Origin of the sequence: Exiguobacterium sp. S22-S28 (genome assembly GCF_043359615.1) — a bacterium.
In the GTDB taxonomy this organism is placed as follows: domain Bacteria; phylum Bacillota; class Bacilli; order Exiguobacteriales; family Exiguobacteriaceae; genus Exiguobacterium_A.
Genome location: NZ_JBHFFC010000031.1, coordinates 43685 through 68729 on the forward strand (window position 1 = coordinate 43685; position 25045 = coordinate 68729).

A 25045-nucleotide genomic window follows, 5' to 3' on the forward strand; every position below is an offset into this window, starting at 1 on the left:
AAAATCAATCTACCTGTTTTAAAAAAAGGAGGCTCTCCTGATGATGAATAAAAATACGGCTCGATTGGGAGAAGCACCCATCAATAAACTCCTGATCGGTCTGTCGCTCCCGGCAATGATCGGTATGCTCGTGACTGCGCTTTACAATATCGTCGACACGATTTTTGTTGCGCAAGGCATCGGGACGGCGGCTGTTGCTGCCGTCGGAATCGCGTTTCCCGTCCAGCTCGTCTTGATGGCAATCTCCAACTCCGTTGGGATCGGCGGGGCAGCAATTGCTTCCCAACGACTCGGTCAAAAAAATCTAGCCGGGGCCAGTCGGGCGTATGCGAATGTTTTAATGGTCGTCTTTGTTGTCAGTATGCTCGCCATCGTGGCAGCGTTCATCTTTGTTGAACCGTTGTTGCGCGTATTCGGGGCGACACCGGAAATCATGCCGTACAGTATTGATTTCTTACGTGTCCTGCTGCTCGGCTCCCCGTTCTTCATGCTGACGATGGCCTCGAGCGCCATGTTGCGGGCGGAAGGCCGTGCAAGCTACCAGATGCGTGTCATGCTGACGACGGTCGCGATCAACATTGTCTTAACCCCGTTGTTCATTTTCGGACTCGACTGGGGAATTCAAGGAGCGGCACTCGGAACGGTCGTCGCTCAAATCGTCGGTTCAATCCTGATTTTCCGATTCTTTTTTACGAAAGCCAAAAAAACGAGTTTAGTACTTAATCGGGAAGCGTTCCGCTTTGATCCGAAACTCGTTGTTCGGATGGGACAAATCGGATCTTCCTCCTTCATCATGCAAGTCTCACAATCCGTTTTGTTCATTACCGTCAACCACATGCTCGTCCGGTACGGTGGGACGACGGAACTGGCGACATTTGCCGTCATCAACAAATTCATGGCGCTCGTCGGGATGCCGATCATGGGAATCGTCCAAGGGATGCAACCGATTGTCGGCTACAATTTCGGTTCAAAACAGTTTGACCGGATGTCGCAAGCCATCAAACTGGCGATTCGTTATGGTTTGACGTTATCCATCACGCTTTGGCTGTTGATTCAACTGTTCCCTCGTTTCTGGGTCGGGATGTTTACCGAAGATGCCACCTTACTGGATGATGGTTCCACGGCGATGCGGATTCTGTTTGCGATCTCATTTGTCTACGGCGTTCAGATGATCATCAACGGGATGTATCAATCACTGGCAAAGGCACGGATCGCCTTGTTCCTGTCTTTGTCCAGACAAACGTTGTATACGATTCCACTCGTCCTGATTTTACCGATTTTCTTCGGGGTGCAAGGGGTCTGGTTCGCCTTCCCGATCGCCGATTTGATGGCCGTCTTGACAGCCGTCGTCTTTGCCTACCGGGACCGGATCATGCTCTTCAAACCCAATGAGTACGCCGAACCGGAAACAAAAGCTGCACAGGCCAAATAATCGATAGTCCGTCCTGCCGCTCGGCAGACGGGCTTTTTTCATGAAAAGAAAAGACGAACATGTATTCTAAATCAAAATACGGTATGCTGTTAAAAAAAGGAGTGCTGATATGTCACCTTACACACTGGCGATTGATTTTGAAACAGCCAACCGGAACAGTCGCAGCATCTGTGCCTTCGGATGGTCGGTTTTATCTGAGGGGAAAGTCATCACAAGCCAACAAGTTTTGATCAATCCGGAGGAAGACTTTGATGCCGGCAACATTCGTGTCCACGGCATTCGTCCGAGCGACGTCTGGGATGCGCCGGCGCTACCCGAAGCGATGGCAACACACGGCTTATTCGAGCTGATTGAAAACGCGGAACTCATTGTCGCGCACAACGCTTCTTTCGATATGGGCGCACTTCAAAAAGCGATTCAAAAATATGATTTGTATCAAATGCCGTCTTTTCAGTATGGCTGTACGGTCAAGTTGTCACGTAAACTCTACCCCTGGTTGCCGAACCACAAGTTAAATACGATGGCAGAATTTTTGGGGGTTTCCTTTAAACACCACGATGCGAAAGAAGATGCCTATATCTGTGCCTTGTTGCTGCAGGATATGTTGGACCGGACGAACATCGAACATCCGGTCGAACTGCACCGTTTTTGTGGTGTCCGGATGGGTGAAGTCGCTTATTAACTCCCTTCATATGAAAAAGGAGCAGCTCAGAATGTGAGCCGCTCCTTTTCTATCTGTTTGTTGCTTATTTCGTTGTTTGTTTGATTGGGAACCAGCCCGGACGGCTTGTGATTCCTTGCCATAAAGCATCCGGTACAACAAGTTCTGCTTGTGCCGACGGATCAAGTTCAGTCCGAATCGAAGCCGTATCGCCTGCTTCAACTTTTTCGACCCATTTTGGTTCCATGATCAGTTCACGACCAAGCGCGACGAGTGGAACCACTTCAAGCGAACGCTCGACTTCTTCCGGTGTGTGGAGTGATCCGACACCGATGACCGGAACGTGTTGTCCAACACGTTCTTGCACCAAACTGATCGGCGAACGTGTTTCGTTTTGATCACGAATCGATCCTGCAAAGAAGTCCATGACGGAAACGTGCAAGTAGTCGAGGTCTTTTTTCGCAAGAGCGTCGACAAGTTGCATCGTATCATCGAGAGTGATTCCCGGGTTTTCGACTTCTTCCGGTGAGAAGCGGTAACCGACGATGAACGACGGGTCTTGTTTTGCGACTGCTTCGACCGCATCAACGACCGCAAGCGGGAATGCCAAACGTTTTTCGAGACTGCCGCCCCATTTATCATCGCGACGGTTTGAGTGCGGCGAGACGAACTGTTGAATTAAGTACGTGTTCGCACCGTGAATCTCTACTCCGTCAAATCCAGCTTCCATCGCCCGGCGTGTTGCTTGACCAAACGCCTCGATGATTGCGTCCACTTCTTCTGCCTCGAGAGCGCGTGGTGTCATGGCACCTTCACGTTCCGGAGCTACTGCACTCGCACTGACGGTTTGTCCGCCGACGAGTTCCGGCGGTGCCATACGACCCGCATGGAAAATTTGTAGAATCGCTTTTGCACCTTGATCTTGAATCGTTGTCGCAAGACGTTTTAAGCTCGGTACCAATTCGTCGCGCTCTGCTCCGAATTCATTCGGGAATCCTTGCCCGTCAGCTGTGACGTTGGCACAGGCTGTGATGACTGCACCAACACCACCCGACCGTTCTGCGTAATAAGCAAGTTCTGCTTCCGACACTTCACCGTTTTCTTCTGCCGCGTAATTTGTCATCGGCGCCATCATAATCCGGTTTTTTAATGTTACTCCGTTTGGAAGTGTAAACGTATCAAACATCTTTTCATTAGCCATTGAAGCATATCCTCCTCTGAAATCTTAACTTGAATATCGTCAGTATACGCCCGCTCTGCTTTAAATGACTAATGATGTGCTTCACTGATGTTCTGACCGCTTATCCAATCCGGTATTTCCGTTTGCGCCGCCCGCCCGGCCACCACCAGTTCCAATGTCCGAACAGCTTCATCAGTGCCGGAACGAGGAACATCCGGACGATGGTCGCATCAATGAAAATCGCCAAGGCAATTCCGACGCCGAGTTGTTTAATTGGACTGACTCCTGTAAAAGCAAACGCCCCGGTGACGACAATCATGATTAGAGCGGCTGAGGTGATGATTTTACTGGTCTTCGCCAGTCCCATTTCCGTCGCAAGATCATTATCTCCGGTCTCATCGTAGTATTCTTCCATCCGTGAGACGAGGAACACTTCGTAATCCATCGACAATCCAAATACGAGCGAGAAAATGAAGACCGGTGTTAAGATGCCGATCGTCTCCGCCGGAAAGACCCAGCCCGATTCAAATAAAATGACAAGCAGACCAAACGTTGCGCCAAGGCTGAGCAGGTTCATCAGGATGGCTTTGATCGGAATCAAGATCGACTGGAAGGCAAATAACAGGATAATAAACGTCGCCAGTAAGACAAGACCTAACGCAAGCGGCATTTTCGAGTAGATTTCATCATAGATTTCCTGGTTAAACGCAGCAGGTCCTCCGACTTGATATCCCTGCTCCCGGATTTCACGGACCCATTCTTGTGACACCTTATCGCCGGGATCCCCGGTCAAATTCACATTCAACCGGGCAATCCCATTCTCAAACGCGATCAGGGAGGCCAGTTGTTGTTTCCCCTGCTCCGTTGCCGCGACCTGCGTGATATCGAGTTTGTTCGCTTCAGCGAGCGAGCTTGCGGAAACCACTCCTCGGACTCCTTCGTCCGCTTCGAGGCGTGTCGTCAATGCCTCCAGTTTCTCAACACCCTGTTCCGTCTGAAAATCAGCTTTCAGCAAGACGACGGCATCGGTACCATCGTCGCCGAAGGTTTTTTCCCACGCTTCAAAGGCGAGACGTGATTCATAATCCTCCGGCAAAGCGCTTGCTTGCGGAATGTTCAGTTCCAAATCGCGCAGCGGAAGTAAACACGGCAACAGCAACAGCAAAGAAAATAACGTGATGGCAACGGGACGCTTCATGACAAAACGTGCCAGCTTGCGCCACCGGACTTCACCCTGCTCTGAGTCTGCCTTAAAAATCCGCCCTTTTTCGAGACTGCCACCCAGCAGTGCCAGCAGGGCCGGGAGCAACGTGACGGCGCTGATGACTGCTCCCAGCACTGAGACTAATGTGCCGATTGCGACCGCTTGAAACACATCCACATCAATGACGAGCAGACCCGCCAATCCGACAAACACACAAATCCCAGAAAATAAAATCGATCGTCCGGCTGTCGCCACCGATACTTCCGCAGCTGCTGTAATTGACCGTCCGGCTGTTCGTTCTTCCCGGAAACGATTGACGTACAACAAGGAAAAATCGATTCCGAGGGCGAGTGAAATCATCGCCACGGCATTCAAGACAAAAATCGATAATTCTTGTTGATCGGCAATGAAATACAATGTCCCGGCCCCGAAGATGAACGTGACGAGTCCCATGACGAGTGGTAGAACAGCCGCGAGCGGGGTTCCAAACACGAGAAATAAAACAAGTAATGCTGCCGGTACACCGATCAATTCTGCCCGGACCAAGTCATTTTTCGACGCTGTATTCAAATCATCGACGATTAACGGTTCTCCTGTCAGCCGAATCGTATTCCCGTCTTGCGGATCCAGCTTTTCCCGGACCGCCTCCACCCAAGAAGGTTCAATATTTGGTATCCCGATTGAAATATATCCTTTATCGCCTTTTAAGGCTTCCGGATTTTCCTGTACGCCGACGACCTGTCCTACTCCTTTAATGGTCCGGAAAGCGGTCGCGTGGCGTTCCATCTCCTGCCGGATATCTTCCTTTTCTCCTTCAAACAAGACGATGATTTGATGTGGATCCTGCTTAAATTCTTGTTCCAACGTGCGTTCGACTTGTTGAAACTCTCCGTCTCGGGTAAATCCGTTTCCTTTGAGCTGATCCGGGAGCTGCACCGCAAAATAACCAAGCACAAGCAATAGGATCACCCAAATAATACTGATACCTTTTCGAAAACGGACGACGTATTGACCAAAACGTTCCATCTGTCATCTCCCCCCCTGTATACAAGAAACACATCCTTCGCCTGCTAAGACAAAGGATGTGTTTACGTTTTTCGAAAAATTTGGAGCCACGTATTTCCGAAATTTGAAGATGTCGACACGATGGCAAGACGCTGTGCCGCTTCATCCAGTAAAACCGTCTTTAACAGGACGGACGACTGGCACCCGTCAAATTTGAATTTCAGTTGGTCTTTTTCGTAGAGATAAAATCGGTTGGCATCTGTAATTGAAAACAGATGTTGCCGGCTGTCGACTAGCAAATAATCGTCATACTCGGAAAACGGAATCAATTGTTCATGTTCCGTCAACGCATCCCAAATGACATAACGGGACTGTGTTACATCATAGGAAATCATGGTCGCCGGCGCCAGAAGCCGTTCAAATGCGTACTGCGGGTGATAGCCCCGTTCAATCAGACGTCCTAATAAAGGAGCTTCGTCATAATCAGAAAAAGTCCCTGCTTGTTTTTCAAAATCATAGCAAACGACATCGGTCTCCGCTGAATACATGAAGATCCGATTGTCTTGCCATTCATAAAGGTTACTGAACCATGCATCCGCAAAAAGGGTGGGGCGGTTCATATACTGAAGACGTCCGTCGGTCAAATCAAGTAATCCAAAAATCGAGGTTTTTTCAAAAACGATGAACACACGGTGTCCGTCCGGCTCAAAGTACCAAGTAAACGGAATATACGCACATGCTGTTTCCCATCGTATTCTTAAATCCAAATCACATTTCGTAAATCCGCTGTGATCCCGATATAAAATCAGATCATCACCGAATCGATCGAACAGTGAAACAGATTCATGGAGTAACAGCTCAGCGGCTGGTTTATACATATGCATCACTTCCTACTTCCTACGGTATCAACCTTCGTCATTTCTAGCTACTGTCGATGCGCTCATGCAGCACGTCCTGTATACTGGAACTAAACAAAAAGGAGGTATGCAAGCCATGAAACCCTTACAACTGTCTGCTGATACAGCTGTTGAACTTTCGAAACGTCTCAATGTGCCACTCGAACAGTTAATGCACATGCCACGGCATATTTTAATTCAAAAACTAGTTGAGTTAGAAAGCGAACAATCCAAGTCTTCATCTGCAGAGGATACATCTTCACAAGACAAATAATGAAAAGATGCCCTTCTCTCTTGCGCTGATTGCTTTGGAGGAAGGGCATTTTTCTACATATAGTCAAGCTTGTGGATTGTATTCGGACTTTCCGTAACGAAAGACATTCACGATGGCTTTTCCATCACTCGGATAACCGTTCGGATGATCGATCGGAAATAAGGAGAAGAAAATGAAGTAGAACGAGAAATAAGCGAATTGATACGTAAAAATTGAAGTTTCAAAAACGCCTGCATAAATCAAACCGTTCACAATCAAGATGCTCGCCAGATTAAAGATGGCTCCACCGGCGTAGACCGTGATGTTCGTAAATTTATTTTCATGACGAAGTGCCTCATACTGACACCAACCGTCCCAGAAATAGACGCGGTTTAAACGAATCGGACCAACGCGTAACAACGATTTTCCCGATCCGATATTGATTTCCATATTGCCGCCAAACAGACGCGCAAAAAAGTAATGACCCATCTCATGAATTAACGTAACGACCGGTAACAACAAAAAGAACGAAAAGAAGAATTTCCAGATATCATTGAAGCCAAACATGTAAAACATCCTTTCAAAAAACCAGCACTCTAAATACTACTTATAGTATGTTCCCAAAAGCATTGAATTGAAACAGCAAAACTAAAAAATCATCAAGTCATTCCGATGACACTGCAACACGACTGTCACGTTGTCGACAGTCAGGACACACAAAAAAAATCGCAGTCCACATCCGTGAACTCCGATTTTTCTGTGTGTCCTGTTAGATGAAACTCATCATTTGTTCTGCTTACGTTTTTTGTTTGCAGCATACAGCAAACCAAGAATAGTCAGCGCGGCACCGCCTGCCACAGCATATTTTTTATAATCTGCTTTTCGTTCTGCAATGACTGTCGTCGATAATGCTTTAACGACCAGCTGTTTTTCTTCATGCAGACGAGGGGCATGGATTTTTACGACCCCTTCTTCGACAAGAATTTCAAACTCACTGCCCGGTAATTCGATTGTCACATCCTGTTCCGTCGCATTGTGATAGATCCGCTGCCGTTCAACATATCCTTCATACGTCCGCTTTAGTTCATAGGCGATGATTCCTTCTCCTTCTTCCAGGAAGCGGAGATGTTTCCGGATCATTGCTGTGTTTTCGAGACGGAACATTGGATACTGACGGCGCAAAGCAATCAATCCTTTGACATACTCGACGCCGAAACGGAATTCTTCTGCCCGCTCATAATCCAGTCGATTCACGACCTCTCCGGCGTCAAAACTATCACGGATGCCGTTTTTCGTCCGGAAAAATTCTTGACCCGCATGCAAAAACGGAATGCCTTGTCCGGTCAAAATAATCGCATTGGCCAACATTTGTCGCTTCCGCCGGATTTCATCCGTATCTTCCGGTCGTGACACGGACAATTTGTCCCAAATCGTCAAATCATCATGTGCTTCGACATAAGAAACGACTTGATTCGGTTCATCCGCAAATCCTTGAGAAGAGACGTTCCCGGCAATTCCGCGTTTGACTTCGTTCGTCCGATCAAAAGCTCCGCTGACGAATCCTCGGTCAGCCGGCGTCTGAACATCGCCTTTCAGACCATCGCGCAATCCGTTGTTAAAGTGGGCGATTCCCGGCATCTGCGGCACATTAAAGTAGTTGGCTTTTTGATCGACCGCCAGTGGCGTATCGAGATCCCACCCTTCACCGATGATCAAGATGGATGGATCAATCCGGTCAAGTGCATGACGGACTTGGTTCATCGTTTCGACATCATGTAATCCCATCAAATCGAACCGGAATCCGTCCAGATGATACTCTTTTGCCCAGTATGTTACGCAATCAAGAATGAATTTACGCATCATGAAGCGTTCTGATGCTGTATCGTTTCCACAAAAACTACCGTTTGAGAGTGTCCCGTCTGCCTCCTGCCGGTAAAAGTAGCCCGGAACGAATTGTCCGAGTGGTGCTGTTTCCGCGTCATAGACATGGTTAAAGACGACGTCCATCACCACACGGATGCCCCGATCATGTAACGCTTGAATCAAGGCTTTTAATTCCCGAATCCGCGCTGCCGGGTCATCCGGATTCGATGCATACGAACCTTCCGGCGCAAAATAATTGACGGGATCATATCCCCAGTTGTAATTATCCGGATCATTCGGTGCCGCCTCATTGACTGAACCAAAATCATAGATCGGGAGCAGTTGAACATGTGTCACCCCAAGATCCGTCAAATAATCAAGTCCTGTCAACCCTCCGGTCGGTGTTCGTGTCCCTGCTTCCGTCAATCCACGGAAAGTCCCCCGTTCAATGACCCCACTCGCCGGATGGCTCGTCGCGTCGCGTACATGTAACTCATAAATGACTGCCTCTTGTGACGAATGGAACAGTGGACGTTCTTCAATCCAACGATCCGGTTGAATGGCGGACGGATCGATTAAGGCTCCCCGCTTGCCGTTCGTTCCGACTGCTTTCGCATAGGGATCCACTGCTTCGACCTTTTGTCCGTTGATGCTGGCTTGAAACGTATAAAAGTAACCTTCATACACAGCACGATCGAGTTCGACAAGGAAAGTCCCCTGTTGATCTGACATCAATTCGAGTTCTTCGACTTTTCTTGCGCGCAAGGTCCGATACAATCGAATGACAACACGTTCTGCGGTCGGTGCCCACAAGCGGACGCGTATCGTCCGTTCATCAAACGTCGCTCCTAAATCCGATCCTCTATAAGCATACCGCTCGTCCAGTTCCTCTGGTGTGAGCGTCAACATATCTGCTGTTTGTTTCAAAGCCATGCACCCCTTTCATTTCATGGTTTTCATTATAACAAAATTTTAAACAGATGAACGATTCGACTGTCTGTCTTCGTTTTTCTTTTCCCAAAACTTCAATCCGAAGTCAAAGCATTTACGGACAAATATGCTAAAATGATTGTGGAACGAAAGGGGAGATTTACATGGCAGCAAAAGATAATTCATTCGACATCGTGTCACAGATCAACATCGAGGAAGTCAAAAATGCGATGCAGGTCGCTTTAAAGGAAATCACGAACCGCTTTGATTTCAAAGGTTCTAAGAGCGACATGAAATTGGAGAAAGAAGACTTGATTCTGATCTCAGATGACGATTTTAAACTCGATCAAGTCAAAGACGTCCTGACCGCTAAACTGATTAAGCGGGAAGTCCCGACGAAAAACCTACAGTATGAAAAAGTCGAGCAGGCAGCCGGAAACACGGTCCGTCAACGTGTCATTCTGAAAAGCGGAATCGACCGTGATGATGCTAAAAAAATCAACAATGCGGTCAAAGAATCCAAACTCAAAGTGAAGACGCAGATTCAAGACGATCAAATCCGGGTCACGGGAAAATCGCGCGATGACTTGCAACAAGTCATGCAAATCGTGCGTGAGTTGCCACTATCCGTCGACGTTCAGTTCATCAATTTCCGTTAAGCACAAAAAAATCCCTTTCTCCGACCGGAGTAAGGGATTTTTTTCATTCCTACTTATTATTGAGCGGTATAGCCGCCATCGAGTACAACTGCTTGTCCGGTTACACCGGCTGCTTTGTCACTCGCGAGGAAAATGGCGTAGTCGGCAATCTCTTTGACTTGAAGCAAACGATGTTGCGGTACTAATGGATAGATGACTTCTTCGAGTACCCGGTCGAGTGGTACATTCCGTGTTTCGGCAAGCGAAGACAACTGTTTTTGGACGAGCGGTGTATCCACATAGCCCGGGCAAATTGCATTGACGGTAATACCGGACGTCGCCCCTTCCAGAGCCGCGACTTTCGTCAAACCGATGACACCGTGTTTCGCACTGTTGTATGCAGCTTTCCCGGCAAATCCGATCAATCCGTTGATCGACGACATGTTTAAAATACGGCCGAAACCTTGTTTTTTCATGATTGGGAAAACATATTTTGTATACAGGAACGGTGCTCGTAACATGATGCTTTGGAGTAAATCGAATTTTTCAGTCGAGAACTCTTCAATGGGTGAGACGTGTTGCATACCGGCGTTGTTGATGACGATATCGATTCGTCCATAATGACTCATCGTCTGCTCGATACTTGACTGGATGGCTGCTTCACTCGTGACGTCCCCCGCCACTGCAAAAGCTTCAAATCCTTTACTTTGAAGTGTTTCCGCTGCTTGTTTTGCCGCATTTTCCTGCAAATCAACGATGACGACTTTCGCACCTTCTTGGGCAAACTCTTCCGCGATTTCAAGACCGATCCCACTTGCTGCTCCAGTGATCAATGCGACTTTTCCTTCCAATTGTTTCATCTTCATCTACTCCTCTTTACTCGTTTGTTTCTTTTACTGTACGCTTAGACAATGAATAATAAAAATGAATACTTGTTATGATAGATATAACAAAAAGGAATAGGAGTGAATCAGATGGATTTTCGTCAATTGGAATATTTTACGGAAGTCGCCCGCTTCAAAAGCTTCACCCGGGCTGCCGATCATCTCCATGTCACGCAACCGACACTCAGTAAAATGGTCCGTCATTTGGAGGAAGAACTTGAGATCGAACTATTTGATCGAAGCAAACGGCAGATCGTCTTAACGGATGCCGGTGAAACATTGCTTGCAGAAGGCGAAAAAATATTAAATCAACTTGCCGATCTGCCGTCTCATCTCTACGACGTCATGCATTTGACGAAGGGAACGATCCGAATCGGTATCCCACCTCTGATTGGTTCCTTGTTTTTCCCGCGTCTGCTTCGTCTGTTCCGTGAACGGTACCCGATGATTACGATGGAAATCACGGAAGCCGGTGGGCACGCACTTGAAAAGGCTGTCGTTGCCGGCGAAGTTGATTTGATTGCGACGGTCTTTCCGGCCGATGAACATTTAACGGTTTATCCTTTCATTGAAGAAGAATTACATCTGTTTTTACCGGAACATCATCCGTTCGCTGACCGGTCTTCAATTGCCTTGGAAGAAGTCGCTGACCTGCCTTTTGTTCTTTTTAATGAAACCTTCTCACTTCATGACGTCGTGTTACAAGCCTGTGGAACAGCCGGTTTCCAACCGACCGTCACCCATGTCAGTTCACAGTGGGACTTTCTATGTTTACTGGTCGCTGAAGGTAATGCCGTAACCGTTCTTCCGCGTTCTTTGGCCCAACAGATGACCATCAAAGGTGTTAAGACGATACCGCTCGACACCCGGGTGCCTTGGAAACTCGGTGTCGCCGTACCAACCGGACGTTATCAGTCTTACGTAACACGCGAGTGGATCCGATTCGTCCAAGAGATCTATTCTAAAAATGAATAACAAGTATAAAAACCATGTATTTGTAGCATGATTATTCTTCCTTTAAGATAAATTGTATCGTTCATAACAGAAAGGAAGTTATTACTCATGGCTACACACCTAAACAATCGACACGAAGTTGGACTTAAAAAATTAAACGAGTTCACAGATGTCAATTCGGCACAGTCGACTCACGAAAAAATCGCTGAATCATTAAAAGACATTGCACCCGCCGTCGGTGAATGGATCACGGATTTTGCTTACGGTGAAGTTTACAGCCGGAACGGACTTGTTAACCGCGACCGGGCGATCGTCACGATTGCTTCCCTTGTCACGCAAGGAACTGAACCGCAGCTTGCCCTTCATATCAATACCGGATTAACGGCTGGATTAACAGGCAACGAGATCGTTGAAGCCATCATGCACCTCGTTCCCTACACAGGATTCCCACGTGTCCTGAATGCACTCGAAGTCGCCAAAGTCGTTTTTGCCGAACGTGGCGTTATCGTTGATCCGGCTTAATTAAAAGAGGATGAGCCGCATGCGACGCAGGGTATACTCTTAGTACAAGGGAGCGATGCCATATGCAGTATGCACTCATCACGGATTTGCACAGTTCATTGTCCGATACCCGAGCTGTCCTAAAAGACATTCAGACGACCGCGCCACAAGCGGTCGTTTTTTCACTCGGTGATGTCCATGAGTGCCATGTCGGTAAAAAACGGGCAAAACGATATGTATTTGAAGAAATCGAACATGTCGTGACACTTGATCCGGATTTTTTGAAGCTGGTTTTTTTTGAAACCTTACTCGGAAATCAGGAAGAGCGGTTGTTTTCCTTGATTCCGGTCGGAGTGTCGCGTGTTCTCGACCAACTCCGCTTATCCGCTCGGACAAAACAACTGGCGTCTGCACGCTTCATCCACGGCGACCAATTGAAGTGGAGTTACGACTTAACGCCCGACACATCCGAGTATTCGGACCGGCTGTTGTTTTTTGGACACAGTCATGTTCGGGGATTGTTCAAAGATGGAAAACGATTGGTCGTCCATCCCGGTATCCCGATTTCAATCAAGCGTGGACGTTACGCGATCAACGTCGGACCCGTTCTCGTCGAACGTGAGTGGATGCTCTATGATACGACTGCCGAGACGATCACTTTCCATCGGGTCCGCTAACTAAACAACCCCCCGCCTCCATTCACTGTACCGTGAGGAGACGGGGGGTTCTGCGTTTTCGTATGTTTTTACAAGTAACGGACGAGTGACGCACGGACTAAATCGACTTGTGTGAACTCCGTTTTATCCGCAAACTGATTCACGACACGACGGACTTCACCTTGGCGACGGACGAAGCTTGTCGGCACCGGTGTTTTCCGGACGAGTTGCTCATACAACGTCGTCAATTGATGATCATCGATGACCGTCGTCATTTGATCGAGGAATAACAAGATATGCAGGCGGTTCAAGTAATCCCACGGCTTATCTTCCGAGCGGAACTCATTTCGTGCCAACCATTTCTTCAGACCAATCGCATCGATTTGGTTTAATGTTTCTTTTGTGCGTGGTGCTTTCCAAAGTGCCAACAGCTCACCTAATTTTTTACGTGTCTGTTTTTTCACCATAAAGAATTCGAAATTTCCTTTTGTTTCGAGTGCATCACCGCTGATCGGCGCAATTTGATCCGCTCCGGGTGCTGTAACGAAATCCAATACGAAATCGACCGATTCTCCCGGAAGCCATGCTGCGACTTTCCCGTGGAAGTCTGCAAGGAAGGCAACTGATGCTGACAAATCTTCCTCGTTCATTTGTGTAGAAGCGTGTTGCAACCGTTCCATTGTCTCTTTGTTCATATAATAACCCCATCTTTAATCTGATTTACTTACATTACATTTCTTCTGGAGCACCGACACCAAGCAGGCGTAATCCTTCCGTCAATACAATCGTAACCGATTTTACGAGTGCAAGGCGAGATTGTTTTTCTGCGTCGTCTTCTAAAACACGGACTTGTCCGTAATATTTGTTGAAACTTTGTGCTAAGTCCAGCACGTACCGGCTGATGATCGAAGGCTCGCGGCGTGTAAACGCACGGTCAATCACGGTCGAGAATTGATTCAGCATCGACACGACGCCCCATGAGTAATCGTCCGCACTTCCGGCAAACGCTGAACCGTCGTATTCACCTTTACGCAATAATGAATTTGCCCGTGCATTCGTATATTGGACGTACGGACCCGTTTCTCCTTCAAACTTCAGCATTTGTTCGAGATCAAATTCAATGTTGTTCATCCGCTCATTTTTCAAATCATGGAAGATGACTGCACCGACACCGACTTCACGTGCCGTCTGCTCCGCATTCGCCAGGTTAGGATTTTTCTCGGCAATGTTCTGTTTTGCAACATTGATCGCATCTTGAAGGACTTCTTCTAAGAGAACGATCCGGCCTTTACGTGTCGACATCTTTTTGCCGTCTTTCATGATCAGACCAAACGGTACATGGTGCATACCGTCGACATTTTCAAAGCCAAGTTTTTTCAAGACCGCAAACAATTGCTTGAAGTGCAACGCTTGTTCACCGCCGACAACATAAAAGGCTTGCTCGAAACCGTATGTCTCAAGACGATACACGGCAGCCGCCAAATCACGTGTCGCATACAACGTCGCTCCGTCTTTTTTCTTGATCAAGGCAGGAGGCATTCCTTCTGCTTCGAGATCGACGACCATCGCACCTTCCGACTCGACCAGCAACTCTTTTTCTTCGAGCAGATCGATGACGTGTTGCATCTTGTCATTGTAGAATGCTTCCCCGTTCAAGCTGTCGAAGCTGACACCCAGCATTTCATACACACGGTTGAATTCAACGAGCGATACTTCGCGGAACCATGTCCAAAGTGCCGTCGCCTGCTCGTCACCCTGTTCCAGTTTTTTGAACCAAGCACGACCTTCATCTTCCAAGCCCGGGTTTTCTTCCGCCTCTTCATGGAAACGAACGTACAGTTTGAGTAATTCTTTGATCGGCTCAGCACGGACATCTTCTTCCTTGCCCCACATGTTGTAAGCAACCATCAACTTGCCGAACTGTGTACCCCAGTCTCCGAGATGATTGATGCCGACGACTTCGTAACCTTTTTTCCGTGAAATCTGGTTCAATGCGTTTCCGATAACCGTTGAACGGAGGTGACCCATCGAAAACGGCTTCGCGATGTTCGGTGATGAGAAGTCGGTGACGATCGTTTTTCCGGTCGGCTCACTTGAGCCGTATGCCTGTTGTTCGTCTAACACACGTTTGATGATCTCACGCGAAACGACTTCCCGGTTTAAGAAGACGTTAACATACGGTCCAGCCGCCTGAACGTTTGAAAAAAGTGGATTATCGATTTTTTCAGCCAGTTCCGTCGCAATCATCATCGGTGCTTTCCGGAATGCTTTCGCGAGTTGGAAACAAGGGAAGGCTAAATCTCCGTGGTCCTCATGTTTCGGTTGTTCGATCAGTTGTTCAATCTCTTGCTGCGACAAAGCATCACCGATCACACCGTGCAATACTTCCGCATATTGTTGCTTATAACTCATATTATTCCCTCCAACAGTTTATTTTTTCCAATAAAAAACGCCCTTTGCGCAACGCGCAAAGAGACGGAATGACCGCGGTACCACTCTTCTTGGTGTCGACGGTTCGACACCCACTTTAACTGGGGATAACGGGGGACCCCCGGCTACGCCTGATCAGGTTGATTCGGATAGCATCTCGGAAGTGCGTTTCACGGTTTTTCAATCTATTCAGGCTTCCACCATTCCCTGATTCGCTGGTCGATCAAATGATCCCGTTACTTTCTTCGTCATTGATTGTTTGATATCTTCCACATTATACGCAATCTGCTTCATTCTCTCAACCTTATTTTTTTGTCAATCGCTCATCATAATTTCCACAAAACGGGTATAAGTTAGGGAAGGACTGTTAAAGGAGGGGACGCATTATGGTCTACTATCAAAAAGTGGCACGGACGAGTTGGCTTGTGTTGTGTCTCGTTGCCGGTCTGTTCACCTTTGCTTTACTCGCACGTCCGACTCTGATCGACTTTCCACTTTCATTTGGTAATGCCATCTATCTTCTGGCACTCATCATTTTATTCCAATTCGATAACGTTCGTCGTGGCGGGATCTATTATACGTTTCAAGAAGGCATCATCTTGTTTATCTTTCTCAACTACGGTTTGTTGCCGTCGATTCTGCTCAGTCAAATCGGCATCATCATCTTTCAAATTTTTTCTCATAAAAAAGAAATCCGCCTCAAACGATTTTTATACTTGTATCCGATCAACGTCTTATTTGATTTATTTTATCTCGCCTGTCCCTCACTCGTTTACTTGGCGCTCGGTGGACCCATCGGTACCGGATTCACGTACTCGGAAGCGATCATTCCTTTTTTAGGATATTTGACGGCGGTCATGCTCGTCTCTTACGTGCAGTGCCGTTTCGTCAATCGTGTCTTGTATCTGAAATACGATTGGATCCGTCTTGTCCGCCTTCAGACACTGGTTTACGGGACGAGTATGCTGTGTGCGTTTCTCGGCATCTGGTTTTATGATGAGAATCCGCTCATCGCCGCTTCCGTCTCGGCCCTGATCTTACTTTTGTTCAAACGGTTGCTTCAACAACGGGGCGTGACGATTGAAGCCAATGAAAATGCCAAACGGTTTGATGATGCGAAAGAACACCTCTTGATCTCACGTTTCGAACGCGAGACGATCGACTCGTTATTGATTGATTTGCCCCACCTGATTGACTTCTCGGAAGGCTGGATTTCGATTCAACAGCAACGGAAACAACTCATCTATAATATTCGGACGAAGACGGTCATCGATGTCCTACCCTTGTTTCATTCATTATCCGCTGAGCAACTTCAGACGCCCATCCTCCACGGTCTCCGGTTTGATTGGGGGAAAGACATTCAAATCGATTTACCGGTCGATCGGCATTCGATGCTCGCCATTCCCTCGATCACGAATGAAGACGTCGATGTATCGATTGTGCTGTTCCATCAAACAGCTGATGCCTACGATGAGGCAAAGGCGGATGAGTTGTCACGTTTACTCCGGATTTTTTGCCGTTCGTTGCATCGTTCCCAGGAAACGCATCAACTCTATGCCGAAAGTCGAACCGATGCGTTGACGGAACTGTCCAATAGCCGTGCTTTTTATGAAGAAGGAGCCTATCAATTCAACTCCGACCGTTATCCGTTGTCGATCGTCCTGTTCGATATCGATCATTTTAAGCATGTCAATGACACGTATGGTCATAAAGTCGGCGATCTCGTCCTTCGTGAACTCGGACGCCGTATCCGGTCCTTGCAGCAAACACGGCAAGATGTGTTTGCCGCCCGTTACGGTGGAGAGGAGTTTGTCCTCTTGCTCCGCCAGTGTCCGCAGAACCAAGCGATTGATTTCGCAGAGACGATTCGTCATGCTGTTTTGGACCGCCCTTTTTTGGTCGACGGACACCGCTTATCGATCACAATCAGTCTCGGTGTCGATACCGTCGAACATCCGGGTGAACGGACCTTTGAAGAGTCGCTTCGTCAAGCCGATCATGCCCTTTATGTCGGCGGCAAACATAACGGTCGAAACTGTACCGCCCATTACGCTAACCTTTGAAAGGTCGTGACTACTTTGTCCATTATTGAAATCGAACACATCATCCCGATGCTGAAATCACCTCGGACCATCCGGATTTACCGCCCGACGGAACTGTCAGCCGAAGAAGCACTTCCTGTCATCTATATGCACGACGGGCAAAATGTGTTCAGCGGCGAAACCGCGTCCTTCGGAAAAGGCTGGGAAGTCCATCATGCGTTACATGCGGTCAAGTTGCATGCGATGATTGTCGCCATCGACAGTCCGGACGACGGAATGGATCGATATGACGAATATGCTCCTTGGACGGATGAAGCTCTGCTCATGCGCACTGCCTATCCTTCCCACCGGACAACGATTGGTGGAAACGGCAAGCTGTATATGGACTGGATCGTCCACGAATTAAAACCGCACATCGATACACATTACGCGACGATCCCGACCGACACGACCATGATCGGGAGTTCGATGGGCGGCGTGATTTCACTTTATGGATTGTTCGCCTATCCTGAAATCATCACACGCGTCGCCGCCTTGTCGACCGCCGGCTGGGCCAACTTCTCCTCCTTACTGGAGTTCATCGAACGTAGTCCCCGTCTATCAGAACAGCATCGTTGCTACATGGATGTCGGCACAAAAGAAGTCAGTGGACCGATGACCGAAAATGATTATTTGCACACGAATGATGTGCTCGCCAAAGCGGTACAGAAAAAAGTCGACAGCGCGACCTATACTGTCATTCCAAACGCCGTTCACCACGAAACGGAATGGGCCAAACGGATGCCGGATATTCTCCGTTTCTTGTTTTCGTCCTAAAAAACAGGCTGACCGCATTCCCCGTGAGGATGCCGTCAGCCTGTTTTGATTGGTTGTGTTTACTTGACGAGTGCTTCCGCCTGTTCTTTAACATAACGATTCCGCGGATGCTCACGGCATTCGTCTGAACAAGACCGCATCACTTTCGGTTCGCAGTCCTCGCAACAGAAGTGTTGACGATTACATTCCGGGTTCGCACAATTCACATAACGTGTCTCGTCTTTCCCGCAGTAGTAACAGGTCGAGACGACGGTCGGGTTGACTTCATTGACAGGTACTTGTACACGTTCATCAAACACATACAATTCGCCTTCCCAATCTTCTCCACGCGTCGCTTCATCTTTTCCATACATGACGACGCCGCCCTTAAGGTGGAAGATATCATCACTGTTTTGACGTTTCCGGAAGTAGGCCGTGAATTTTTCACAGCGGACACCGCCCGTACAATACGTCAGGACTTTTTTCCCTTCAAACAGGTGCTCATTTTCATCGAGCCATTGTGGGAATTCCCGTGATGCGTCCACGTCGACTTTGACGGCATTTTTAAAATGACCGAGATCGTATTCATAGTTGTTCCGGACATCTAAGATGACGACATCTTCATTTTGCATCATGTTTTTCCACTCAGCCGGTTCGAGATAGGCTGCATGTTCTTCCGGCACGTTGAATTCATCTTCAAAACGCCATGTCACGAGCTCACTCTTGTAACGGACAAAGATTTTTTTGAAGGCATGCTCGTCGACCTCATCGATTTTGAACTCGATGTCACTAAACCGTGGATCGGCAAGCAAGTCTTGCATGTACTGTTCTGTCTGGTCGACCGTTCCGGACAACGTTCCGTTGATTCCTTCCGGTGCAATCAAGATTCTTCCTTTGATGCCGAGCTCTTTGCAATACGCAAGGTGCTCCTTTGTTACTTGTTCCGCATTGTCGATTGGAACATACTTATAAAATAATAGTACGCGATAAGGTTTCATAATCCTCATTGGCCCCCATGTCAGTTTTTTGCAGTAAAACGAACGTTGGCGAACGAAGCGTCATAGCTATTAGCTAGCTGGGAACGCCTGCAAAACGCACCCATTTAAGTATGATACCAACTTCGTTTGAATTGTACAATTGCTATGTTACGGATCACGATTACATAATGTCTCTCCCTTTCTGACGACGAAAGAGTTAAAATAGAAGATAGCAGTTTATTTTGTAAGGAGGATTTCGAATGCTCCAAACCGTCCGTCAATGGATTGAACAAATGATTACGTTTCTTCAGGATCTTCCGGGTGGTGCTTCGACCGGATTGATTGCTCCTTTTTTGGAATCACTTTTTCCGTTCCTCCCACTTGTTCTCATCATTTCCGCTAACGCAGCGACCTATGGTTTTTGGATGGGTGTGTTAGTCTCGTGGGTCGGAAGTATGCTTGGTTCACTTGTCGTTTTCGCTTGTATTCGTTATTTATTTCGCCGCCCCGTCACACGGTGGCTTGAACAACATAAAGGCGCACAACAATGGATTGAACGGGTTCGCCATATGAGTCCGATTTCGCTCGGCTTCTTTTTCTCACTTCCGTTCATGCCGGCATTCATCATTACATCCATTTCGGCGATGATTCAGCTGTCACTTCGGACATATTTGATTGCTGCCGGAGCCGGTCGATTGATTGTCGTCATCATCTTTTCCTTAATCGGTAAAGAATGGTCGACTTTTTTGGAACGACCGATTCGACTTGTCTTTCTGTTCCTGATTTTACTCGCCATCTGGGGAGTCAGCCGTGGAGTGGAAGAAATCATTAAACGGCGTGCCCTTTCCCGTCGTTCAAAAGTGCTCCGCGAGATTGAACAAGACATCGAACACAATAATAAATAACTTATCCGCCAAAGCGACAGACCTCTTTCATCCATCAAGAGATCTGTCGCTTTTTGATTTCTTCTTTTTTTGTCAGATTTTCGAGTCCTTTTAGACACAGGACTTTTGAATCATTTTCGCAACTGACTATTATATGAAAATATCGTTCACACTTTGTTCAACATTGAAAACGCTTACATTAAATTGGTAAGACCAATACTAGTATAATTTCAGATTTTACCTTCATTAAATTAGGATAGATTTTCCAACAACAGTGTCTCTATAATGAATTTAAATTCATTTTTGAAGGAGGCGTCCCTATGCACCAAGTATCGGAATCGACGAAGACGGAGACGACACGCTCCGCGCAGACAATCGTCGAAAGTGCTTCATTTAAACAACTGATGCATGAAAAAAACACCTTTATCCTCCCGGCGATCCTGTTTTGTCTTATCTTTTATTTCGCCCTTCCCATCATGACAAGCTATTTTACATTTTTAAATCAACCATTGATTGGAGATATCACGGGTGCTTGGTTATTTGCTTTCCTTCAATTCATCATGACATGGACGTTCTGTACCCTCTATAACAAAAAAGCCCGTTCGTTTGATCGTTTGGTCGAACAGATCAAGGAGGAGTCACGATGAATTATACAGCTGTCGCTCTGTTTGCGGCGATTGTGGGGTTGACACTCGTCATTACATATTTTGCTGCCCGTAAGACCAAAACAGCCAATGATTTTTACACAGCGGACGGCGGGCTGACCGGAGCCCAAAACGGAATGGCCATCGCTGGTGATTATATGTCGGCTGCTTCCTTTTTAGGAATTGCCGGCATGATTGCCTTAGCCGGATTTGATGGATTTTTTTATTCGATTGGTTTCCTCGTCGCTTATCTCGTGGTGCTGTATCTCGTCGCAGAACCGTTGCGAAATTTAGGGAAATACACAATGGCGGATATGATTGCTGCTCGCTTTAACGCTTCAAAAGTTCGTGGTGTCGCCGCGATGAATTCGATTGTCATCTCGATTTTTTATATGATCGCCCAGCTCGTCGGAGCCGGTGCCTTGATTGAACTGTTGCTAGGTATCCCGTATACAACGAGTGTCATCATCGTCGGTATCCTGATGACGGTCTACGTTGTCTTCGGTGGCATGACCGCAACGTCATGGGTGCAAATTATCAAAGCCGTACTCTTGATGGCCGGAACAGCCGTCATTTCCTTTATGGTATTTGCGAAGTTTGATTTTTCAATCATGAAGATGTTTTCCGAAGTCAAACAAGCAACACCACTCGGCGATTCGTTCTTAAATCCAGGGAATAAGTTTAAGCTGCCGCTCGATACGATTTCCTTGAACTTGGCGCTTGTCCTTGGAACAGCCGGACTGCCGCATATCTTAATTCGTTTTTTTACCGTCAAGGATGCACCAACTGCCCGTAAATCCGTTGTGTATGCGACATGGATCATCGGTGCGTTTTATATCTTAACGATTTTCCTTGGTTTTGGAGCTGCCGCCTTTGTCGGTTCAGAGGACATCATTGCCGCAAACGCTGCCGGAAATATGGCAGCCCCCTTGCTTGCTCAAGCACTCGGCGGCGATCCTCGCCGTAGTTGCCGGACTGGTCCTGTCTGCCGCTTCCGCCTTTGCCCATGACTTCTACAGTCACATTTTACGTAAAGGACAGGCGACGGAAAAAGAACAGATGACGGCTGCTCGGTTGGCCTCGATTGCCGTTGCGCTCGTTTCGATGGTCTTGGCCCTGTTTGCCCAATCCATGAACGTCGCCTTCTTGGTGTCGCTTGCCTTTGCTGTTGCGGCAAGTGCCAATTTGCCGGTCATTCTGCTTACGATTTTCTGGCGCCGTTTCAGTACTGGCGGAGCCGTCACCGGAATGATCGTTGGACTTTTTTCTTCTCTGATTCTCGTTGCGCTCAGTCCGAATATCTGGGCAGTCGACGGTTCAGCCTTGTTCGTCGGGGAAGCCCTATTCCCACTGGCGAATCCAGGAATCGTCTCGATTCCACTTGGTTTTCTAGGTGCGATCATCGGGACGCTTGTTACAAAATCCGACGAGGTTGCCGGTAACTTCGAACGGATTCTCGTCAAAGCCAATACCGGCATTGATACAGCGACCGAAGTCGCTGCATCCAAAGAATAATCCCCTCGACGGCTCCTTCAACCCCCTTGAAGGAGCCGTTCCCTTTTACATTTTGCAGGTAGATTGCCATACTTACCGTATTATAGATCGTGAAAGGAATGGCATAGATGGACTTTTATTATTTTTTACCTCTCGGATTTTTCATTGGCATCATCTCTGGTTTTTTCGGAATCGGCGGCGGAATCATTCTGACTCCGTTGTTGTTGATTCTCGGTTTTGCACCAAGCGTTGCCATCGCGACGAGTTTGATGCTGACATTGGGCTCAACGGTCTCCGGTACGCTGTCCCATCTCCGTTTAAAAAACGTCGTTTGGCGTGACAGTCTGGTTGTCGGTTTAGTCGGTATCATCGGCTCCACCATCGCTACACCTCTCGTCCTTCGATTGGAGGAAGTGAACGGGGCACATATGGTCATCTCGATTGTCTACATCGGTCTGTTATTGTACTTCGCCAATAAATTCTTGCGTCCCAAATCAACGACCGGTCCTCAGACAGGTTGGAAAAACCGCTATCTTGCCCTTGCTTTCATCGGATTATTCGCCGGTTTCATCTCGTCTTTACTCGGGGTCAGCGGTGGATTCATCATCACACCGTTGTTAGTCGGAATTGCCGGTTATGAACTCAAGCGTGCCGTCGGAACAAGTATCGCCTCCGCATTATTGATTGTGTTATCCGGTCTCGTCAACTATACGGTCGCGAGTACCGATGTTGACCTCGTCGTCGGTATCATGCTGATCATCGGCGCTTTGCTCGGTGCGCCGATCGGTGCCAAGCAATTGGCGCATTTTGAGAGTGCCTTTGTCAAAAAATATTTGGGGATTTTCTATTTGACGGTTGCACTGAGCGTACTTCTTGAAGTGCTTCATTTCAACGTCGCTTCCTTGATTGTGCTGATTGCCCTCAGTCTCGTCTTTTTATTGACTCTGGTCGTCTATGGTCGAAGACGTTCTGCGAAACGGTAACTTATTTTTCTTACGTGCAGCAGTCTGCACACAACATCAATTGCAAAAAAAAAAACGGGGCTGACTCCAAAGTCAGTCTCCACAAAGATAAGGGTGGCAGAATGATAATCTGCCACCCTCATCTCGTAAAAAAAGAATTACTCGTTACACGCAACTCCTACAGGAAAAAGCGCATTTTTGCGCTGTCAGAGACAAACAAGACCCGCTTTCCTGCCTGAATGAGGCAGGAAAACTGGCTTGTGTCTCGCCTGAGGAAAGGGCGTAAAAAGACGAGTGATTCTTTTTTTGAGTCAGCCACGTTTCTCGTTTCATCTGATTTTATCATGCTACCCGTCGAATCGTTCCCGCCTCATATTGTTTCGTATGATCGATGACGATTTTTGACAGCAACAACATACCGATTAAGTTTGGTATCATCATCAGCCCATTCGCGATATCCGCAACCAGCCAAAGCGGCTCCAGATTCGCCACCGCACCGTAACATGCAGCAACCGCAAAAACGATCCGGTACGCTTCATTAAAACGTGTCGCACCACTCAAATACTCCAAACATTTTTCTCCGTAGACGTACCATCCGATAATCGTCGAATAGCCGAAAAAGAACACCGAAAAAGCAACAATCCAGGCTCCGCTTGAACCGAGGACACTTGTAAAGGCGGCTGAAGTCAATGCTGCGCCAGACAGCGATGCATCGTGGGCAACACCTGATAATTCTCCACCCGTCGGATCCCAAAAACCGGTCGTCATCAACACGAGCGCTGTCATCGTACAGACGATGATGGTCACGATGAACGTACTGGTCATCGAAATCAACCCTTGTTCCGCCGGACGTTCACTTTTAGCCGAACCTGCAATCAAAGCAGCCGTTCCAAGCCCTGCTTCGTTCGTGAAGATTCCGCGTGCGACCCCAACTTGCATTGCGACCATGATGGAAATACCCGTGAACGCCCCCGCCGGCGCAAGCGGTTCAAACGCATATTGCACAATCAATCCAAGTGCCGGTATAACTTGATCCGCCTGAATGACTAAAATCAAGAGTGCTGCACAAATGTAGAGCAGACTCATCAATGGTACAAAAATCGTCGAGATCGAACTGACGCGTTCCAATCCTCCGCGAATCGAAAAATAAACGGCAACTGCTAAAATTACTCCAAACACAAGTAACGGGACGTTAAAGGTTTGATTCAATACCGTTGACATCGCATTCGCCTGCACCGTATTTCCGACACCGAACGATGCAATCAATCCGAAAAGGGCAAAGGCAACCGCTAACGGTTTAAACCCTTTTCCAAGTCCTTTTTCAATGTAATACATCGGTCCACTGACCACTTCCCCACGATCATTTCGTTCGCGGTAAAGAATCGCAAGTAAACTTTCGGCGTATTTCGTCGCCATTCCAATCAATCCGATGACCCACATCCAAAAGACAGCACCCGGTCCACCCATCGTCAGAGCGACAGCAATACCCGCAATATTGCCGTTCCCGATCGTCGCAGCAAGTGATGTCATCAGCATTTGAAAACTGCTGATTTCCCCTTTGCCATGCTCGGATTTCGTCAATGCCAGACGAAACGCTTGTTTTAAGCGCCGAAATTGTAAGCCGCGTAAACGAATCGTAAAGTACAGTCCTGTCCCGACCAACAAGACCATACTGGGGATTCCCCAAATCCATGATGAAATCTGTTGTAACACATCCATATTCGTTGGTCCTCTCTCTCTCTTTAACCTATACTCTGTCG

At 47.6% G+C, this 25045-nt stretch carries 22 protein-coding genes, 1 pseudogene and 1 other annotated feature; of the genes and pseudogenes, 13 read left to right on the forward strand and 10 right to left on the reverse strand.

Features of this window, described 5'->3' with window-relative positions; translation table 11 throughout:
* Positions 1-40 precede the first annotated feature (40 nt).
* Both ACHA8N_RS14695 and ACHA8N_RS14700 read left to right on the forward strand, forming a co-directional pair.
* Positions 41-1432: an MATE family efflux transporter gene (locus ACHA8N_RS14695; RefSeq protein WP_393966157.1), complete on the forward strand. Its 1392-nt coding sequence runs from the start codon at positions 41-43 to the stop codon at positions 1430-1432.
* Between the two features lie 109 nt (positions 1433-1541).
* Positions 1542-2114 (forward strand): 3'-5' exonuclease, encoded by a 573-nt coding sequence (locus ACHA8N_RS14700; protein WP_028105480.1) that lies wholly within the window; start codon positions 1542-1544, stop codon positions 2112-2114.
* Positions 2115-2178: 64 nt separating this feature from the next.
* On the opposite strand, the gene ACHA8N_RS14705 is transcribed toward ACHA8N_RS14700, so the two are convergent.
* The 3 genes from ACHA8N_RS14705 to ACHA8N_RS14715 all read right to left on the reverse strand — a co-directional run bounded on the left by ACHA8N_RS14705 (position 2179) and on the right by ACHA8N_RS14715 (position 6360).
* Positions 2179-3294, reverse strand: coding sequence for an NADH-dependent flavin oxidoreductase (locus tag ACHA8N_RS14705; protein ID WP_026831768.1), 1116 nt, complete (start codon positions 3292-3294; stop codon positions 2179-2181).
* A gap of 100 nt (positions 3295-3394) precedes the next feature.
* Entirely contained in the window at positions 3395-5503 is a 2109-nt protein-coding gene (locus ACHA8N_RS14710) for an MMPL family transporter (protein ID WP_393966158.1), read from the reverse strand.
* A gap of 62 nt (positions 5504-5565) precedes the next feature.
* A complete protein-coding gene (locus ACHA8N_RS14715) occupies positions 5566-6360 on the reverse strand; it encodes a hypothetical protein (protein WP_393966159.1) in 795 nt (264 codons plus the stop codon).
* 115 nt (positions 6361-6475) lie between these two features.
* Between ACHA8N_RS14715 and ACHA8N_RS14720 the strand changes: the two genes are divergently transcribed.
* On the forward strand, positions 6476-6652 hold the full coding sequence (locus ACHA8N_RS14720; RefSeq protein ID WP_147512043.1) for a YycC family protein: 177 nt from the start codon (positions 6476-6478) through the stop codon (positions 6650-6652).
* A 63-nt stretch (positions 6653-6715) separates the two neighbouring features.
* Here ACHA8N_RS14720 and ACHA8N_RS14725 read toward each other — a convergent pair whose 3' ends face one another.
* Positions 6716-7198: a hypothetical protein gene (locus ACHA8N_RS14725; RefSeq protein ID WP_147512044.1), complete on the reverse strand. Its 483-nt coding sequence runs from the start codon at positions 7196-7198 to the stop codon at positions 6716-6718.
* Between the two features lie 216 nt (positions 7199-7414).
* Positions 7415-9427 carry a type I pullulanase gene (gene pulA, locus ACHA8N_RS14730; RefSeq protein WP_393966160.1) on the reverse strand — a complete coding sequence of 671 codons (2013 nt, stop codon included), beginning with the start codon at positions 9425-9427 and terminating at the stop codon, positions 7415-7417.
* Between the two features lie 161 nt (positions 9428-9588).
* On the opposite strand from pulA, the gene ACHA8N_RS14735 reads away from it, so the two are divergent.
* Positions 9589-10083: a YajQ family cyclic di-GMP-binding protein gene (locus ACHA8N_RS14735; RefSeq protein ID WP_012371716.1), complete on the forward strand. Its 495-nt coding sequence runs from the start codon at positions 9589-9591 to the stop codon at positions 10081-10083.
* A gap of 56 nt (positions 10084-10139) precedes the next feature.
* Here ACHA8N_RS14735 and ACHA8N_RS14740 read toward each other — a convergent pair whose 3' ends face one another.
* The gene (locus tag ACHA8N_RS14740) at positions 10140-10922 is read right to left on the reverse strand and encodes a 3-hydroxybutyrate dehydrogenase (RefSeq protein WP_290828159.1); all 783 of its coding nucleotides are present in this window, start codon (positions 10920-10922) and stop codon (positions 10140-10142) included.
* Between the two features lie 114 nt (positions 10923-11036).
* Between ACHA8N_RS14740 and ACHA8N_RS14745 the strand changes: the two genes are divergently transcribed.
* The 3 genes from ACHA8N_RS14745 to ACHA8N_RS14755 all read left to right on the forward strand — a co-directional run bounded on the left by ACHA8N_RS14745 (position 11037) and on the right by ACHA8N_RS14755 (position 13078).
* The gene (locus tag ACHA8N_RS14745) at positions 11037-11921 is read left to right on the forward strand and encodes a LysR family transcriptional regulator (protein WP_147512047.1); all 885 of its coding nucleotides are present in this window, start codon (positions 11037-11039) and stop codon (positions 11919-11921) included.
* Between the two features lie 87 nt (positions 11922-12008).
* Positions 12009-12422: a carboxymuconolactone decarboxylase family protein gene (locus ACHA8N_RS14750; RefSeq protein WP_147512048.1), complete on the forward strand. Its 414-nt coding sequence runs from the start codon at positions 12009-12011 to the stop codon at positions 12420-12422.
* A 62-nt stretch (positions 12423-12484) separates the two neighbouring features.
* Complete coding sequence (locus tag ACHA8N_RS14755; RefSeq protein ID WP_393966161.1) at positions 12485-13078, forward strand: metallophosphoesterase family protein; 594 nt, start codon at positions 12485-12487, stop codon at positions 13076-13078.
* A 68-nt stretch (positions 13079-13146) separates the two neighbouring features.
* Here ACHA8N_RS14755 and ACHA8N_RS14760 read toward each other — a convergent pair whose 3' ends face one another.
* Entirely contained in the window at positions 13147-13752 is a 606-nt protein-coding gene (locus ACHA8N_RS14760; RefSeq protein WP_147512050.1) for a hypothetical protein, read from the reverse strand.
* Positions 13753-13786: 34 nt separating this feature from the next.
* Positions 13787-15469, reverse strand: coding sequence for an arginine--tRNA ligase (argS, locus tag ACHA8N_RS14765; RefSeq protein WP_147512051.1), 1683 nt, complete (start codon positions 15467-15469; stop codon positions 13787-13789).
* A 56-nt stretch (positions 15470-15525) separates the two neighbouring features.
* Positions 15526-15748, reverse strand: a binding site (T-box leader).
* Between the two features lie 125 nt (positions 15749-15873).
* Here argS and ACHA8N_RS14770 point away from each other — a divergent pair.
* A complete protein-coding gene (locus ACHA8N_RS14770; protein ID WP_393966162.1) occupies positions 15874-17550 on the forward strand; it encodes a GGDEF domain-containing protein in 1677 nt (558 codons plus the stop codon).
* Positions 17551-17556: 6 nt separating this feature from the next.
* Positions 17557-18345 carry an alpha/beta hydrolase gene (locus ACHA8N_RS14775; protein ID WP_393966163.1) on the forward strand — a complete coding sequence of 263 codons (789 nt, stop codon included), beginning with the start codon at positions 17557-17559 and terminating at the stop codon, positions 18343-18345.
* 59 nt (positions 18346-18404) lie between these two features.
* Here the strand turns inward: ACHA8N_RS14775 and trhO are convergent, their stop codons facing one another.
* Positions 18405-19322, reverse strand: a complete 918-nt coding sequence (gene trhO / locus ACHA8N_RS14780) for an oxygen-dependent tRNA uridine(34) hydroxylase TrhO (RefSeq protein WP_393966164.1) — start codon at positions 19320-19322, stop codon at positions 18405-18407.
* Between the two features lie 239 nt (positions 19323-19561).
* On the opposite strand from trhO, the gene ACHA8N_RS14785 reads away from it, so the two are divergent.
* The 4 genes and pseudogenes from ACHA8N_RS14785 to ACHA8N_RS14800 all read left to right on the forward strand — a co-directional run bounded on the left by ACHA8N_RS14785 (position 19562) and on the right by ACHA8N_RS14800 (position 23306).
* Positions 19562-20206 carry a TVP38/TMEM64 family protein gene (locus tag ACHA8N_RS14785; RefSeq protein WP_393966165.1) on the forward strand — a complete coding sequence of 215 codons (645 nt, stop codon included), beginning with the start codon at positions 19562-19564 and terminating at the stop codon, positions 20204-20206.
* Between the two features lie 299 nt (positions 20207-20505).
* The gene (locus tag ACHA8N_RS14790) at positions 20506-20832 is read left to right on the forward strand and encodes a DUF485 domain-containing protein (RefSeq protein WP_147512054.1); all 327 of its coding nucleotides are present in this window, start codon (positions 20506-20508) and stop codon (positions 20830-20832) included.
* Positions 20829-22344 (forward strand): annotated as a pseudogene (locus tag ACHA8N_RS14795) (solute symporter family protein). The gene ACHA8N_RS14790 and the pseudogene ACHA8N_RS14795 overlap by 4 nt, the downstream one beginning before the upstream one ends.
* 107 nt (positions 22345-22451) lie before the next feature.
* On the forward strand, positions 22452-23306 hold the full coding sequence (locus tag ACHA8N_RS14800; RefSeq protein ID WP_393966166.1) for a sulfite exporter TauE/SafE family protein: 855 nt from the start codon (positions 22452-22454) through the stop codon (positions 23304-23306).
* 321 nt (positions 23307-23627) lie between these two features.
* Here ACHA8N_RS14800 and ACHA8N_RS14805 read toward each other — a convergent pair whose 3' ends face one another.
* The gene (locus tag ACHA8N_RS14805; RefSeq protein WP_393966167.1) at positions 23628-25004 is read right to left on the reverse strand and encodes an alanine/glycine:cation symporter family protein; all 1377 of its coding nucleotides are present in this window, start codon (positions 25002-25004) and stop codon (positions 23628-23630) included.
* Between the last annotated feature and the right edge of the window lie 41 nt (positions 25005-25045).

What these genes read in the sequence shown, in the direction of transcription:
- ACHA8N_RS14720 (WP_147512043.1), top strand. Translation starts at nt 6,476, where the DNA reads ATGAAACCCTTACAACTGTCTGCTGATACAGCTGTTGAACTTTCGAAA.
- ACHA8N_RS14735 (WP_012371716.1), top strand. Translation starts at nt 9,589, where the DNA reads ATGGCAGCAAAAGATAATTCATTCGACATCGTGTCACAGATCAACATC.
- ACHA8N_RS14800 (WP_393966166.1), top strand. Translation starts at nt 22,452, where the DNA reads ATGGACTTTTATTATTTTTTACCTCTCGGATTTTTCATTGGCATCATC.
- ACHA8N_RS14740 (WP_290828159.1), bottom strand. Translation starts at nt 10,922, where the DNA reads ATGAAACAATTGGAAGGAAAAGTCGCATTGATCACTGGAGCAGCAAGT.
- ACHA8N_RS14705 (WP_026831768.1), bottom strand. Translation starts at nt 3,294, where the DNA reads ATGGCTAATGAAAAGATGTTTGATACGTTTACACTTCCAAACGGAGTA.
- ACHA8N_RS14725 (WP_147512044.1), bottom strand. Translation starts at nt 7,198, where the DNA reads ATGTTTGGCTTCAATGATATCTGGAAATTCTTCTTTTCGTTCTTTTTG.
- argS (WP_147512051.1), bottom strand. Translation starts at nt 15,469, where the DNA reads ATGAGTTATAAGCAACAATATGCGGAAGTATTGCACGGTGTGATCGGT.
- ACHA8N_RS14710 (WP_393966158.1), bottom strand. Translation starts at nt 5,503, where the DNA reads ATGGAACGTTTTGGTCAATACGTCGTCCGTTTTCGAAAAGGTATCAGT.
- ACHA8N_RS14695 (WP_393966157.1), top strand. Translation starts at nt 41, where the DNA reads ATGATGAATAAAAATACGGCTCGATTGGGAGAAGCACCCATCAATAAA.
- ACHA8N_RS14805 (WP_393966167.1), bottom strand. Translation starts at nt 25,004, where the DNA reads ATGGATGTGTTACAACAGATTTCATCATGGATTTGGGGAATCCCCAGT.
- ACHA8N_RS14750 (WP_147512048.1), top strand. Translation starts at nt 12,009, where the DNA reads ATGGCTACACACCTAAACAATCGACACGAAGTTGGACTTAAAAAATTA.
- trhO (WP_393966164.1), bottom strand. Translation starts at nt 19,322, where the DNA reads ATGAAACCTTATCGCGTACTATTATTTTATAAGTATGTTCCAATCGAC.
- ACHA8N_RS14770 (WP_393966162.1), top strand. Translation starts at nt 15,874, where the DNA reads ATGGTCTACTATCAAAAAGTGGCACGGACGAGTTGGCTTGTGTTGTGT.
- ACHA8N_RS14715 (WP_393966159.1), bottom strand. Translation starts at nt 6,360, where the DNA reads ATGTATAAACCAGCCGCTGAGCTGTTACTCCATGAATCTGTTTCACTG.
- pulA (WP_393966160.1), bottom strand. Translation starts at nt 9,427, where the DNA reads ATGGCTTTGAAACAAACAGCAGATATGTTGACGCTCACACCAGAGGAA.
- ACHA8N_RS14785 (WP_393966165.1), top strand. Translation starts at nt 19,562, where the DNA reads ATGCTCCAAACCGTCCGTCAATGGATTGAACAAATGATTACGTTTCTT.
- ACHA8N_RS14745 (WP_147512047.1), top strand. Translation starts at nt 11,037, where the DNA reads ATGGATTTTCGTCAATTGGAATATTTTACGGAAGTCGCCCGCTTCAAA.
- ACHA8N_RS14760 (WP_147512050.1), bottom strand. Translation starts at nt 13,752, where the DNA reads ATGAACAAAGAGACAATGGAACGGTTGCAACACGCTTCTACACAAATG.
- ACHA8N_RS14700 (WP_028105480.1), top strand. Translation starts at nt 1,542, where the DNA reads ATGTCACCTTACACACTGGCGATTGATTTTGAAACAGCCAACCGGAAC.
- ACHA8N_RS14755 (WP_393966161.1), top strand. Translation starts at nt 12,485, where the DNA reads ATGCAGTATGCACTCATCACGGATTTGCACAGTTCATTGTCCGATACC.
- ACHA8N_RS14790 (WP_147512054.1), top strand. Translation starts at nt 20,506, where the DNA reads ATGCACCAAGTATCGGAATCGACGAAGACGGAGACGACACGCTCCGCG.